Source organism: Marinoscillum sp. HNIBRBA16962 (assembly GCF_057801515.1).
Window position 1 is genome coordinate 3231567 of the sequence record NZ_CM173603.1, and the last position, 14366, is coordinate 3245932.

The window sequence follows — 14366 nt, forward strand, 5'->3', positions numbered from 1 at the left end:
TTCTTGATTAAATTTAAGTTGTAGATAGTATATAATGACGCAGAATTCACCGCATTTTAAGTCCATAAAGAACATAGCTGATCTCAAGGAAATTGTGGAGCAGTCCAGACTTAAGCCTGTTTTAGTGTTTAAGCACAGACCTTCGTCTCCGGAAAGCATTGAGAAAAAAGTAGAGTTGGAGAACACCTGGAATATTTCAAAGGACCTGGTGGATCTTTACATTGTGGATGACATAAAAGACAAAGAAATCTCGCATGAGATTTCTCAAATGGCCGGCATTCAACACGAATTCCCTCAGATCGTACTTTTTGCTGATGGGGTTACGATGTATGACGAAACCGGAGACATGATCAGTGTAAAAAAGATCAAGCTCGCTCTTAAAATTGTCAACAGAACTTTCAAATGGATGGAAACTCGTGCCTGAGCGCACACTCTTTTTCCATCAGTTTTTCAGAAATAAAAAAAGCTTTCGGAATTTCCGAAAGCTTATTTCTTTTCAAGTGTGTTATTTAAACCCCAAATTAATCAGGATTTAAGCTGTGAGCGTAGGTCAACTATCCACTGTTAACCTGAATCCCGACGTTTTCAGTCGTGAAACGAGGTCCGCCAGCCGGCGGATGAGGTCCAGTTTTGCCACACCACTTAGCTTGGTATTGTTTTACTGTTAGGTTTAAAAACAATTTCCTTGAAAAGCTTCCTAAATTTAAGCACTTAACTTTAGAAATAAATGACTCAGAAAATATATTTCACTCCAGGTCCCACGCAGCTATACTTCACAGTAGCTGACCATCTGAAATCAGCGCTCAAAGAGGATGTCATGTCCATTTCCCACAGGAGTAAGGCATTTGAGAAAATATTTGCAGAGACCAGGGAAAACCTGAAAGCGCTCCTGGACCTGCCTGATGGTTATGATATTTACTTCACCTCGTCCGCAAATGAGATCTGGGAAAGAATTATCCAAAACCTGGTGCACCAAAGTTCTCACCACTTTGTAAATGGGTCATTTGCTCAGAAGTTTTTTGATTTTACGCAGCAGTATCAAAAGGAGTCCACCTCCACTACACTTAAGGATGGGGAATCATTCAATGACATTTCCGTTCCGGAGAAAGCAGAGCTTATATCTGTAACACTCAATGAGACGAGTATAGGCTATGCATTTGAGCAGGACAAGGTCTACCAGCTCAGAGATCAGCATCCCGACAAACTACTGGCCGTAGATGGAGTCAGCGCTTTTCCGGCCGTGCCTTTTGATTTTTCTAAAGTGGACACTGCTTATTTTTCTGTTCAAAAATCCTTTGGGCTCCCTTCGGGTCTGGGCGTATGGATTGTAAATGAAAAATGTTATGAAAAGGCAGAAAAGCTCGAGAAAAGCGGGGTTGTTACGGGTAGTTACCACCAGTTAAAAACATTACAAAAATCAGGCAGTAAAAACCAAACTCCTGAAACCCCCAACACACTGGGCATTTACCTGCTGGGTAAAGTAGCAAAAGATATGCTTTTCCGGTCTGCAAAAACGATACAAAATGAGACCACTTATAAAGCAACAGTCCTGTATCAGGCTGTAGAAGAAAGCAGCATCCTCTCCCCTTTTGTCTCGGAAAAGGCAAACCGCTCTAAAACGGTCATCGTGGCAGAGGCTAAAGGCGGAAATACAGAGCTGCTTAAAAAGCTCTCAGACAAGGGCTGGATTATCGGAGGCGGATACGGCTCATATAAATCAGGTCACTTACGAATTGCGAATTTTCCGATGCATTCTAAAGAACTCATCGAACAATTAGCTGATACTATAAGTCAGTTTTAATGAAATAAAATTTGTTATTGATTGATAAATCCGCTAACTGATCAATATATCATAAGGATTTACTCCCTCGTTAACCATAATTATTTGGAGAACTTTATTTAGCCAATTTGTTTTAATAAATTGAACTCCTTATAACTTTGCGCCCTAATTCACTGCAACGAGGAAATTAATGTATAAATACAGTAAAATTTTGGTAGGTCTTGATCATACTGAGACCGACGAAAACTTAATTAAAGCAGCTTCTTATGTAAGCGAACTCTCTGGCTCAAAGGAGATCTTCTTCATTAATATAATTAAGGATTTTAACCTGCCGGAACCCCTCCAGAAAGAGTTTCCTCTCCTGCTGGACCGGGCTATTGAGGAGCGGAAAAGCGAACTCCAGGCTAAAATAGATAAATACTTTTCATACAATGAAGAAACAACCACTGTAAACATCATTGTAGAGCAGGGACAGGTTACCAAGTCTTTACTGAAATTTTCTGTCAGCGAAAAAATTGACCTGATTGTCCTGGGAAGAAAAAATGAAAAGAAATCAGGGGGAGTTCTTATAAACAGGATCGCAAGACGCGCGGGGTGTTCCCTGTTGGTCATACCTAAAGGGTGTACCTTCAAAGTGTCAAATATTTTAGTACCCACAGATTTTTCGGATTATTCCAAAAAAGCAATGGAAAAGGTGGCAACCCTGGCCAGAAAAGCCAAAACCAATCCGAAGATCACTATCCAAAACGTGTATCAGGTACCTGTTGGTTATCACTATACCGGTAAAAGCTTCAAGGAATTTGCTGATATCATGAAAAGTCATGCAAAAAACGATTACAAGAAGTTTATCAATGATATCAACCTGAAGGACCTGAATATTGAAGAGGTCTACAGTCTGGATAAGGATGAGGATATCATCACAGATATCTATAAGACGGCAAAAAAAATAAAAGCTGACCTGATTGTAATTGGTGCCAAGGGACGAACCGCCACTACAGCGCTTTTTATAGGAAGCAAAGCCGAAAGACTCATCCAGGTAGACTCAGAGATTTCCATGCTGGTGGTCCGCCCAAAAGGAAAAAGAGCAGGTTTTCTGGAATATATCAAGGATCTTTAGCTCTCAGCTTATCCAAAAGGACATTGAGCTGCTCACTTTCTTCTTCTGTAAGGTTACGAACATTCTCTTCCCAGTCCGTTAACTGCTGGTCTATTTCCTGAAGCAAATGAAGACCTTTATCCGAGATCACCACATCCACAGCCCTCCTGTCAGATTTACACTGCTGGCGTAACACCAAACCCTTAGATTCCAGCTTATCCACTATCCTGGAGGCATTGGAGCTCTTATCCAACATTCGGTCTATCAGCAGATTTACAGTAGCAGGCTTTGGGTGCTGGCCTCTTAGGATTCTTAAAATATTATATTGAGGGCTGGTCAGTCCATAAGGTTTGAATAATTCAACCTGCTGCTGCAATAGCCAGCTATTCGTATAAATGATATTGATAACTGCTTTGTTGAGCTGACTTTTAAATTTTGATTGCTTTATATCTTCTGAAATACCCATATTGGCGGATTTACAACTACATTTAATGTAACGACATTCAAAATACAGATGTTCTCTAAATAATAAAAATCTTAAGGTGATTAAACTATCCATTATTTTTATTGTCCAACCACCGTACTACCTGAAAATTGATTGGAAGAGTCATTTATCATAGCAAAGATCAGGGACAAAGAATCCCGTAGATACGGATTTAACCTATTGGTAAAAGCCTACCAGGAAAGGGTCTATTGGCATGTGCGGAAAATGGTTGTAGATCACGAGGATGCAAATGACCTCACCCAGAATGTTTTCATTAAAGTATGGAAAAATCTGGATGGCTTTCGCGAAGACTCAAAGCTATTTACCTGGATATATCGGATTGCCACAAATGAGTGCCTCAATTTCCTGAAAAGTAAGAAGAATCGTCTTTTCATGCCCATCAATGATGTGAGTAAAGAGCTCAGTCAAAAGCTGGATAACGGTCATAACATTTCAGGAGATGAGATCCAGCTTAAGCTGCAGAAGGCGCTACTTAAGCTACCAGATAAACAACGGATGGTTTTTAATATGAAGTATTTTGACGGATTAAAATTTGACCAGATAGCCGAAATTACCGGTACAAGTGTTGGGGCTTTAAAAGCCAGCTATCATCATGCCGTAAAAAAAATTGAAGAAATATTGACTAACGATTAAACCTTTTAGCTTTAAAGTAATCTAAAGAATCGATGAAAAAGGTAAGCCTGGATGATATTAAGAAAATAGAGACACCATTTAAGGTGCCTGACGGTTACTTTGATCAACTGGAGAATGAAATCCATGAGAAAGTAAGTACGGAAACAGCGCATGTATTTGCTCCAAAGTGGAGACTTGCACTGGTACCTGCCTTGTTGGTGGTTGTGATTTCAGGGGTTTTAGTAGTGAGCAACCTTCAGAAAAACACTGGAGACTTCAGCAATGAGTTGCTTGCTGAAGTTTCAGACGAAGAGATCCTTACCTACCTAGCTTACAGTGATATATCTGAAAGTGAGATAGCCTCACTGGCCGGAGACGACATACCGCTTTTCACAGAAGAGATAAACTACCTGGAAGACATAGAGTTGGGAGATGAAGATCTGGATGAGCTTCTCGATCAGCTTGAGACTGAAAGTGAATACTTGTAAAAAGAAGAAATTATGAAAAAGGCATTGATTTTAGTGGTTTTTATGAGTCTGGCAGGCATGGTAAATGCACAGACTCCAGAAACCCTCGAGAAAATTGAAGCGGCTAAAATCGCTCTGATTACAGAGCGTCTGGACCTTACTCCGGGGCAGGCTGAAAAATTCTGGCCAATCTATAAGGAGTTTACTAACAAGCAAATGGAGCTTCGGAAGGAATTTCAGCAGCTAAGAGCAAAACATAACCCCAAAACGGCATCAGAAGAAGAAAACAGAAAAATGCTGGAGATGGGTATGCAGATAAAAGAACGCCAGCTCGATCTGGAGAAGACCTATGCTCAGCGCATGCAGCAGGTGATCACTACCAGACAGCTGATGAGCCTGAGAAAAGCTGAAGATGATTTCAGAGAGATGCTTATGGAGCGGGTACGCCAGCAACAAAGGCAACGTGAGCAACTGCGTAGAGACCGTATGAGAAATAACGACAATCGCAGAAAACAAAACTAAACCTCAGACTTTAACCTATCTGCCTTTTGAGCTTTGGAAAAACCATAGCAGCTATATTTTTCTTTTTGGGAGCCTTACCCCTCTTTGGCCAACAGGACACCCTTTCTTTTGAAGCCCAACTGGCTAAACTGGAAGCCGAAATGGACTCCATGTCCATCTTTTTTATGCTTGACAGTGTACTACGGTCTTCCTATGAAAAATATTCAGAGATCAATGCTCGCCTGTCCTATAACAGCAACGTGCTTAGTATTGGGCGCAATTACGGGTTAGATCAGCACGGCATTTCACCGGGAGTGAGCTTTTATCATAAGAGCGGTGTTTTTGGCGATTATGCCGGGTATTGGAGCAATAACCTCGTGCCCCGTTACAATTTTTCCGTATTTTCTGCGGGTTATCTGAATTCTATCGGAAAGCACTGGACATACACAGGTGCTTATGAACGTTGGCTTTATCACAATCCGGATACTGATCGGGAAGCTAATCCTTTAAAAAATAGTCTTGGAGGCTCGCTGACTTACAATACAAAAATGGGCTATGCCACAATAGATTATGGCTATTTATTCGGGGATAATGATAGCGCCCATCGAATCATCGGAAGTCTGACGGGAACAGTCAGCCTGAAGAAATGGTGGATTTTTGATAATGTACTGATACTACCTTCGGTAAGTACTTATTTTGGGAACCAAAAGGTGATAGTGAGATTTGATGGTGACCTTTTGGAAGAACTCCGAACCAACGAATACCTACGGCAAAATATTGATTCTGAAATATTATATTCACTATTGACAGATGAAGAGCAGCAACAGGTCATGCAGATCAGGCAGCGGTCGAGGGATGGAAGCCTAAGCAGGTTTCAGCGTCTGAGGATCTTAAATATCTACCTGTCAAACGAAGATGTCCTTAATTACCTTTATGATATTCTTGACAAGGAGAAAAACCAATACGGGATTATGAATTACAGTTTCAGCCTCCCTGTCATGGTATCTGTCAAAAACTTCTCCTTTATGATCAGCTACACTTACAGCATCCCGATTCAGCTCCCCGATGAAGAAATTGAGCTGGACCCCATTGGCTACTTTGGCGCTTCGATCAGCTACCGGATACCTGTTAAATAACACAAGCCAACTCACTGAAAAACAGAGCTTTTCAGGCATTCAACAAACTGTATCTGAAAATGCAATAAGAAATCTGGTTTTAAAATAGATCGATCTGGTTTTATTTTGGTGGAAAAAGCTAACTTTGTGTCCCGTAACAATAATAACAGATCACAACACGCTGAATGTCCAAGGTAAAATATATTTTCGTTACGGGCGGTGTAACTTCTTCTCTCGGGAAAGGTATCATTTCTGCATCACTAGGCAAACTTCTCCAGGCCCGGGGTTATTCCGTAACCATCCAAAAATTTGATCCCTATATAAACATCGACCCGGGGACTCTTAATCCTTACGAGCACGGGGAATGTTACGTAACAGACGATGGCGCTGAAACCGACCTGGATCTGGGGCATTACGAGCGTTTTTTGAGTATATCCACTTCCCAGGCTAACAATGTCACGACGGGAAGGATCTATTACAACGTGATTCAAAAAGAACGTGAGGGGGAATTTCTTGGAAAAACTGTACAGGTAGTTCCTCATATTACGGATGAAATTAAAAACAACATTTACAAACTGGGTGAGACCGGCAAATACGACATAGTCATTACTGAGCTCGGGGGTTGTGTAGGTGATATTGAATCTCTGCCGTTTATAGAAGCCGTAAGACAGGCCCGCCTTGAACTTGGCCCGGCCAACTGTATTGCTATTCATTTAACCCTTGTCCCCTACCTGAAAACTGCCGGTGAACTGAAAACCAAACCTACTCAGCACTCTGTAAAAGAGCTGCTGGAAGCCGGGATCCAGCCGGACATTCTGGTTTGCAGGTCGGAGTTTCCACTCACCAATGAAATCAGAAAGAAGTTGGCCCTTTTCTGCAACGTACCAATTAATGGAGTAATAGAAGCGCTGGATGCGGAAACCATCTATGATGTACCCATCCTGATGCGTAAGGAAAAGCTGGATGAGCGTGTCCTGGCCAAGTTTAAACATTCCTATAAGCGCGAACCTAAAATCGAGCAATGGAAGGAATTTTTGGGCCGCCTGAAAAACCCTACCAGCCAGGTAAGAATCGGTCTGGTGGGGAAGTATGTGGAGTTGAAAGATGCTTATAAATCCATTGCAGAGTCTTTTATACATGCCGGAGCTGAAAATGAATGCAAGGTCATCTTAGAATGGGTCCATGCAGAAGAACTGGATGGAAATAATACCGAACGTCACCTCAGTGAGCTGGATGGTCTCCTGGTGGCACCTGGTTTTGGTGAGCGAGGTATTGAAGGAAAGATCTCCACTGTCAAATACGCAAGAGAAAATAAGATTCCATTTTTCGGTATTTGTCTTGGGATGCAATGTGCTGTAATAGAATTTGCCAGAAATGTACTAACACTTAAAAGTGCAAACAGTACGGAGATGGACCCAAAGACAAAACACCCGGTAATAGATCTGATGGAGGACCAGAAGGATATCAAAACCAAGGGCGGGACGATGCGTTTAGGAGCTTATGATTGTCAGATCAAAAAAGGCACAAAGGCTTACAACGTTTACGGACACACAAAGATTTCCGAAAGGCACCGTCATAGATACGAGTTTAACAATAAGTACCTCGAGCAGTTCGAACAGGCAGGCATGATCGCTTCCGGAAAAAACCCGGACACCAACCTGGTGGAGATCATGGAGCTCAAAGACCATCCGTGGTTTATTGGATCTCAATACCACCCGGAACTCAAATCAACTGTTGCTAATCCTCATCCGCTTTTTGTAAAGTTTGTCAAAGCAGCAATATCGTATAGAAAAGAAAAAGATATCAATTAAAAGATTACAGAAGATTTATGGACAGAAATCAATTAACAGGTTTGATTCTGATGCTGGTGTTTATCACCATTTATTTCACCTTTTTAGCACCGGAACCAACACCTCAGGAAGTATCGGAAATCACACAGGACTCAACTACGGTGGTTACAGAGAGTACCCCCCGGACTTCCGATGAGCAGGTAAGTCAGCCACAGGCAGGTACAACATTATCCGATAGTGCAAAAATTAGGCTCAATGAATTAAAATACGGCTTATTTTCGTCTGCGAGTGAAGGGAACGAAAAGATTGTAACGATCGAGAATGAAAACATGATCGTTTCCTTTTCCAGCAAAGGTGGAGTCGTAAAAAAGATTACTTTGAAGGACTTTGAGGATTTCAGGGGAAATCCACTGGTGCTTATAGATGAGCAACATGCCGCACAGCACATTTATGTTGACCACCTTTCTAAAAAAGTAGATCTGTCTGAGCTTTATTTCTTTACCGGCAGCTCCAGCAAAGTTGTGCAGAATAACGACACTACTTTGGTGAGATTTTCACTGGATATAGGAGAAGGACGCGGATTAACTTACACATACTCCATACCTGCAAAAGGTTATGAGCTGGGCATGACCGTAGACCAGCGGGGACTTGAGGAAATTATAGGACGGGATTTAACCTTTGCCTGGAACCAAAAGATGAACCGCCTGGAGATGGATTTCAAAGATGCAAGAAATCGGTCTACAGTAAAATACCGGTACACAGATGGCGATGTTGATGAGCTCTCAGCCACATCTGAAGAGAAAGAAGAGGAAAACCTAGAGTTGCCTACAAACTGGGTTTCCTTTCGACAGAAGTTTTTTACCTCTGCTGTGGTCTCCAGCACCCCCTTCCCTTCCGGGTATGTGTCCTCCAGTATAAACCTACAGGATACCACCTCGGTCAAAAATGTCACCATGTCCATGAAACTGCCTTATGATCAGTTTATGGCAAATAATACTGATTTTAAATTTTATTACGGTCCTAATAATTATGCGATCTTAAAAGATGTTGCTCCTGACTTTTCTGAAAACGTAGACCTTGGCTGGAGCATCCTTTCCTGGATTAACAAATTTGCCATCATCCCTATTTTCCATTTCCTGGAGCAATACATCAGCAATTATGGAGTGATCATTATCCTGATGGTGATAATCATTCGTATTGTACTGGCACCTCTGACATTTAAGTCACACATGGGGATGGCCAAGATGCGGGTTTTAAAGCCGGAACTGGATGAGATCAAAGCAAAGCATGGCGATGATATGCAAAAGGCCCAGCAAGAGCAAATGGCCCTGTATCAGCGCGTAGGGATCAACCCTTTAAGTGGTTGTATACCAATGTTGCTTCAGATGCCTATACTCTTTGCGATGTTTTATTTCTTCCCTAATTCTATTGAGCTAAGGCAGGAAAGTTTCCTCTGGGCACATGACCTTTCCACCTATGACAGTATTCTGGACTTACCATTTACCATCCCATTTTATGGTGACCATGTGAGCCTTTTTACCCTTCTGATGACTGTTTCCACCATTCTTTACACCTGGTCAAACAGTCAGATGACCACCGTTCAGGGACCAATGAAGTCTTTGCAGTATATCATGCCTATCATGTTCTTGTTTTTTCTGAATAGCTACTCAGCAGGTCTTACTTTCTACTATTTTGTTACCAATATCTTTTCATTTGGTCAGATTGCGCTCTTCAGAAAGTTCATTGATGAAGACAAAATCAAGAAGAAGCTGGAAGAAAATAAGAAGAAAAATGCCAATAAAAAGAAGTCGTCATTCCAGCAACGACTTGAAGAAGCAATGAAAGCTCAGGAAAGCAAAAAGAAAAGTAAACACAAAAAGTAATCAACCATTTATACACAATCGGAATGTTAATTAGTTGATTACTAAGACGCTAGAAGAAAGCCCCGACCTCTCGGGGTTTTTCTTTTATGAATCCCTCTGTAACTTGTAATTACATTAAATATATTTGTGTCCTTTTCCTTTGAAAAAGATCATTGAATAATTATGGGTAAAATCATTGCAATAGCAAACCAAAAAGGTGGCGTCGGTAAAACAACTTCCGCCATTAACCTGGCAGCAAGTCTGGCAGCATTGGAATTTAAGACATTGATCGTAGATGCTGATCCTCAGGCCAACGCCACATCGGGAGTTGGAATCAACCCAAAAGAGGTAGATGTAAGCATCTATGAATGCATGGTAGACGGAGCAGATGCCAAGAAGAGCATTGTCAATACGGATATCAAATACCTGGACCTGCTCCCATCTCACATCGATTTGGTAGGTGCTGAGGTAGAGATGGTAAGTGTATCTCAAAGGGAAGAAAAAATGAAGCTGGCTTTAACTGAAGTCAAAGAAGACTATGACTTTATCATTATTGACTGTTCTCCTTCCCTTGGACTGATCACTGTAAATGCACTTACAGCCTCTGACTCAGTGATAGTACCGGTGCAATGCGAATACTTCGCACTGGAGGGACTTGGCAAGCTTCTGAACACCATCAAGATCATCCAAAACCGGCTAAATCCGGACCTTGAGATCGAGGGAATCCTGCTGACCATGTATGATACCCGTTTGAACCTCTCAAACCAGGTTGTGGAAGAAGTGAAAACCCATTTCAAGTCCATGGTTTTTGAAACACTGATCCCCAGAAACATCAAACTAAGTGAGTCACCAAGCTTTGGTCTGCCTGCCATTACACACGATGCAGATAGCAAAGGGTCTCTTGCCTATCTCAACCTGGCAAGAGAGATTATGCAAAAAAACGAGGTAAAAGCAGCATAAAATCAGATCATGGCAGAGAAAAAGTGGAAGAAAAGATCGGGACTGGGCAGAGGGTTAGGCGCGCTACTGGAAGACTCTGAAGAAAAAGAACAAATAAGTGGCTACGGAGCGACGATCCGTGGAGCTATCAATGAAATACCCATAGACCAGATTGAGGTAAACCCTTTTCAGCCTCGAACTGATTTTGATGAGGTATCGCTCAATGAGCTCGCAGAGTCCATCAGAGTACAGGGCATCATCCAGCCAATTACAGTCAGGGCTCTAAGCGAAAACGAATTTCAGCTGATATCAGGGGAGCGCAGACTGCAGGCAAGTAAAATTGCCGGGTTGGAAGCTATACCTGCCTACATTCGTACAGCTAATGACCAGCAGATGCTGGAAATGGCCCTCATTGAGAATATTCAGAGAGAAAATCTCAACTCAATCGAAATAGCGCTAAGTTATCAGCGTTTACTTTCAGAATGTGACCTGAAGCAGGAAGAGCTTGGAGACCGAGTAGGAAAAAACAGAACAACTGTCAATAACTACCTGAGGCTGCTGAAGCTTCCACCAGACATTCAGATCTCACTTCGGGATGGAACGCTGAGTATGGGACACGCCAGAGCACTGATCACTATCGAAAATGTAGATCAGCAGCTCAATATCTTTAAGAAGATCATCAAAGATGGCCTCTCGGTAAGGAAGGTTGAAGAGCTGGTAAGAGGTCTTGGTGAAAAGAAAAAAGAAGAACCCAAATCACAGCCTTCAGAAAACCCGGAGATTGTTAAATTGCAGAAAAAATTAACATCTCACTTTGGAACAAAAGTCAATATCAAGGCGGACCAAAACAATAAAGGAGAAATCAAGATTCCCTTCGTCTCTGCTGATGACCTGGAGCGTATTCTTGAGTTACTCTCAGTTTAAGCAAGGCCCCAAAGCCCTCGTTTGTTCCCTGTTTTTTTTGCTATCGTCAGCTGGCTGGGCGCAGCAGACCCCTTCCGACTCAGCTTTTCTGAATAGAGATAAAATAGAAACGTTTCAGTCTCTGTCTGATCTGGACCCCAACAGAGCGGCTTTTTTGTCAGCTATATTACCCGGATTGGGGCAGGCTTACAACAATCAGTACTGGAAGATCCCTTTGATCTACGGAGGTGGAATCATCATTGGGCATTACATCAACTATAACCATAAGTTGTATTTTGAATTTGATCATGCCCTCAGAGCTATAAAAGACAATGACCCCAACACTGTAAACCCATATGAGGGTAGAATGGCGGAAAACTCACTAACGAGAAACAGGGAGGCTTTCCGGAGAAATCGTGACTTCCTGATTATCATCGCCGCAGCCTACTATCTACTCAATGTGGTAGATGCCCATGTTTCAGCACATTTGCACGAGTTTGAGATAAATGAGAAGCTTTCTCTGAATATAAACCCCTCGATTCAATCAACTCCATTATTTTCGCATGCTGTAGGAGTTTCCTTTTCATTAACCATAAGGTAGAAGAATAATGAAAATCGCAATTGTTGGGTATGGAAAGATGGGTAAAGCCATCGAAAGCATAGCAAAATCCAGGGGTCATGACATTTCATACATCATTGACCAGGATAACCAGGATGATATCAATAAGATCAGTCCTGAAAATACAGATGTGGCCATCGAGTTTTCACAACCTTCGTCAGCGTTTGAAAATATTTCCACTTTGATAAGCCAGGGTGTGAAAACAGTAGCCGGAACCACAGGCTGGCTGGATAAGTACCATGAAATAGTAAAACGCTGTGAGTCAAAACAGGGCACATTCCTCTACGCCTCTAATTTTAGTATTGGCGTAAACCTCTTCTTTGAGCTCAACGAATGGCTTGCTAAAAAAATGAGTGGTCTTGAGGGCTTTCATCCGGCCATGGAAGAGATCCATCACACAGAGAAAAAAGATGCCCCCAGCGGCACTGCCATCACCCTGGCGGAAGGAATCATCCGCGAGACGCCAAATATTTCAAAATGGGTCAACGAAAAGACCGACGCAGAGGATGTGGTAGGAATCGTTTCATTGCGAGAGCCCAATGTACCGGGCACTCATACCATAGCCTACCATTCTCCTTTAGAAACCATAGAGATCAAACATACAGCTCACAATCGTGAAGTTTTTGCAGAGGGTGTAATAAAAGTGGCTGAGTGGACGACTAACCAAACTGGAATTTTATCAATTAAAGACTTTCTAAAAAATCAATTATAAATGTACCTGAACGACTTTAGCCTGGCATTCACACTGATCCTTGTGATCGGATGGTATTTGTTGCAATCCATTGCTTACTACAAATTTTTCGAGAAAGCCGACAAACCTGGCTGGATTGGCTTTGTCCCTTTTTACAATTATTACGTTCACCTGGAAATTGTAGGAAGACCCTTGTGGTGGATTGTTTTATTATTTGTACCGGTGGTCAACTTTTTCATAGCCTTAACGATCCATCTGGACCTGCTCAAATCCTTTGGAAAGTATTCCTACCTCGATCAAAGCATCGGTGTGATTCTGGCTCCGTTTTACATGATTTATGTAGCATTTTCAGATACTACTTACCAAGGAAAAGCCACAGAGCTCCCCAAAAGAAACCGTACCATCAGCCAGGAGTGGTTTGAGGCAATCGTATTTGCTGTATTTGCGGCCACCTTTATCCGGTGGGTATTTATGGAAGCATACGTGATCCCCACTCCTTCCATGGAGCGATCACTGCTGGTTGGTGACTTCCTTTTTGTGAGTAAAATCAATTACGGGCCACGGACTCCTAAAACGCCATTACAGATTCCCTTAACACATGCAAAGATCTGGGGCACGGAGATCCCCTCTTACATTTCTGCAATCCAATTGCCTCAGTACCGCCTCCCCTCACTTGGCAAGGTAGAGCGCAATGATGTGGTTGTCTTCAACTACCCTCCGGAATTTGAACACCCTAAAGACCTGAGAACACACTACATCAAACGATGCATAGGTGTCCCCGGAGATGTGCTGGAAGTAAGGCAAGGCCAGGTCTATATAAATGGTGAGGAGGGAGAAAACCCTGAGCTAATGCAACATTTGTACTTTATCTGGACAAGGCAGACACTCCCGGACCGCTTTTTCACCGACAACCAGATCACTATAGGTCGGCGTGACCAGAGAGGCTACCTGGTTTATACCTCAGAAGATGTGGTAAACAGGATTAAAAATTTTGATTTCATTGACTCAGTTAATGTTCAGCTGAGTAAAAAGGGCGTAGCGGAACCAAGAATTTTTCCCGATGCGCGCTATTACCCATGGAATGTAGATAATTATGGTCCTCTGGAGGTTCCAGGCAGAGGAAAAACCATACAGGTAGACGAATACAGTCTCGCTAAGTATGGTTCTACTATTCAAAACTACGAAGACCTGGACGAAGTGAAAATAGATATCGACAAGCTCTACATCAATGGAGAAGAAGTTTCGGAGTATACCTTCAAAAAGGATTACTACTTCATGATGGGAGACAACCGGCACAACTCTGAAGATTCCAGGTACTGGGGTTTCGTTCCGGAAGATTTCATTGTTGGGGAAGCTTCATTTATCTGGATGTCACTGGATGAAAACGGATCCTTCTTTAGTAAAGTCAGATGGAGTCGCCTTTTCGACGGAATTGAGTAGAACACCCAATAAAAGCTTACGTAAAAAACCTGCTGAGTGCAGGTTT

Annotated in this window: 15 protein-coding genes; 14 read left to right on the forward strand and 1 reads right to left on the reverse strand. The window is 42.2% G+C overall.

Annotated features, from left to right (window positions below):
* Nucleotides 1–34: 34 nt before the first annotated feature.
* The 3 genes from AC3E9V_RS13540 to AC3E9V_RS13550 all read left to right on the forward strand — a co-directional run bounded on the left by AC3E9V_RS13540 (nucleotide 35) and on the right by AC3E9V_RS13550 (nucleotide 2897).
* A complete protein-coding gene (locus tag AC3E9V_RS13540) occupies nucleotides 35–424 on the forward strand; it encodes a monothiol bacilliredoxin BrxC family protein (protein ID WP_488748661.1) in 390 nt (129 codons plus the stop codon).
* 303 nt (nucleotides 425–727) lie between these two features.
* Complete coding sequence (locus AC3E9V_RS13545; protein WP_488748662.1) at nucleotides 728–1801, forward strand: aminotransferase class V-fold PLP-dependent enzyme; 1074 nt, start codon at nucleotides 728–730, stop codon at nucleotides 1799–1801.
* Between the two features lie 169 nt (nucleotides 1802–1970).
* Complete coding sequence (locus AC3E9V_RS13550; RefSeq protein WP_488748663.1) at nucleotides 1971–2897, forward strand: universal stress protein; 927 nt, start codon at nucleotides 1971–1973, stop codon at nucleotides 2895–2897.
* Here the strand turns inward: AC3E9V_RS13550 and AC3E9V_RS13555 are convergent.
* Nucleotides 2884–3342, reverse strand: a complete 459-nt coding sequence (locus tag AC3E9V_RS13555) for a MarR family winged helix-turn-helix transcriptional regulator (RefSeq protein ID WP_488748664.1) — start codon at nucleotides 3340–3342, stop codon at nucleotides 2884–2886. The two genes, AC3E9V_RS13550 and AC3E9V_RS13555, sit on opposite strands and share 14 nt — an antisense overlap.
* A 132-nt stretch (nucleotides 3343–3474) precedes the next feature.
* Between AC3E9V_RS13555 and AC3E9V_RS13560 the strand changes: the two genes are divergently transcribed.
* The 11 genes from AC3E9V_RS13560 to lepB all read left to right on the forward strand — a co-directional run bounded on the left by AC3E9V_RS13560 (nucleotide 3475) and on the right by lepB (nucleotide 14320).
* The gene (locus AC3E9V_RS13560) at nucleotides 3475–4014 is read left to right on the forward strand and encodes an RNA polymerase sigma factor (protein WP_488748665.1); all 540 of its coding nucleotides are present in this window, start codon (nucleotides 3475–3477) and stop codon (nucleotides 4012–4014) included.
* A gap of 32 nt (nucleotides 4015–4046) precedes the next feature.
* On the forward strand, nucleotides 4047–4481 hold the full coding sequence (locus AC3E9V_RS13565) for a hypothetical protein (RefSeq protein ID WP_488748666.1): 435 nt from the start codon (nucleotides 4047–4049) through the stop codon (nucleotides 4479–4481).
* 12 nt (nucleotides 4482–4493) lie between these two features.
* On the forward strand, nucleotides 4494–4982 hold the full coding sequence (locus AC3E9V_RS13570) for a hypothetical protein (RefSeq protein ID WP_488748667.1): 489 nt from the start codon (nucleotides 4494–4496) through the stop codon (nucleotides 4980–4982).
* A 26-nt stretch (nucleotides 4983–5008) separates the two neighbouring features.
* Nucleotides 5009–6097, forward strand: coding sequence for a hypothetical protein (locus tag AC3E9V_RS13575; RefSeq protein WP_488748668.1), 1089 nt, complete (start codon nucleotides 5009–5011; stop codon nucleotides 6095–6097).
* A gap of 164 nt (nucleotides 6098–6261) precedes the next feature.
* Entirely contained in the window at nucleotides 6262–7887 is a 1626-nt protein-coding gene (gene pyrG / locus AC3E9V_RS13580; RefSeq protein ID WP_488748669.1) for a CTP synthase, read from the forward strand.
* Nucleotides 7888–7904: 17 nt separating this feature from the next.
* Nucleotides 7905–9749 (forward strand): membrane protein insertase YidC, encoded by a 1845-nt coding sequence (gene yidC / locus AC3E9V_RS13585; protein WP_488748670.1) that lies wholly within the window; start codon nucleotides 7905–7907, stop codon nucleotides 9747–9749.
* Between the two features lie 162 nt (nucleotides 9750–9911).
* The gene (locus AC3E9V_RS13590; protein ID WP_488748671.1) at nucleotides 9912–10688 is read left to right on the forward strand and encodes a ParA family protein; all 777 of its coding nucleotides are present in this window, start codon (nucleotides 9912–9914) and stop codon (nucleotides 10686–10688) included.
* 9 nt (nucleotides 10689–10697) lie between these two features.
* Complete coding sequence (locus tag AC3E9V_RS13595) at nucleotides 10698–11591, forward strand: ParB/RepB/Spo0J family partition protein (protein ID WP_488748672.1); 894 nt, start codon at nucleotides 10698–10700, stop codon at nucleotides 11589–11591.
* A gap of 37 nt (nucleotides 11592–11628) precedes the next feature.
* Nucleotides 11629–12171: a DUF5683 domain-containing protein gene (locus AC3E9V_RS13600; RefSeq protein WP_488748673.1), complete on the forward strand. Its 543-nt coding sequence runs from the start codon at nucleotides 11629–11631 to the stop codon at nucleotides 12169–12171.
* Nucleotides 12172–12178: 7 nt separating this feature from the next.
* The gene (dapB, locus tag AC3E9V_RS13605) at nucleotides 12179–12901 is read left to right on the forward strand and encodes a 4-hydroxy-tetrahydrodipicolinate reductase (RefSeq protein ID WP_488748674.1); all 723 of its coding nucleotides are present in this window, start codon (nucleotides 12179–12181) and stop codon (nucleotides 12899–12901) included.
* A complete protein-coding gene (gene lepB / locus AC3E9V_RS13610) occupies nucleotides 12902–14320 on the forward strand; it encodes a signal peptidase I (protein ID WP_488748675.1) in 1419 nt (472 codons plus the stop codon).
* The last annotated feature ends 46 nt before the right edge of the window (nucleotides 14321–14366 follow it).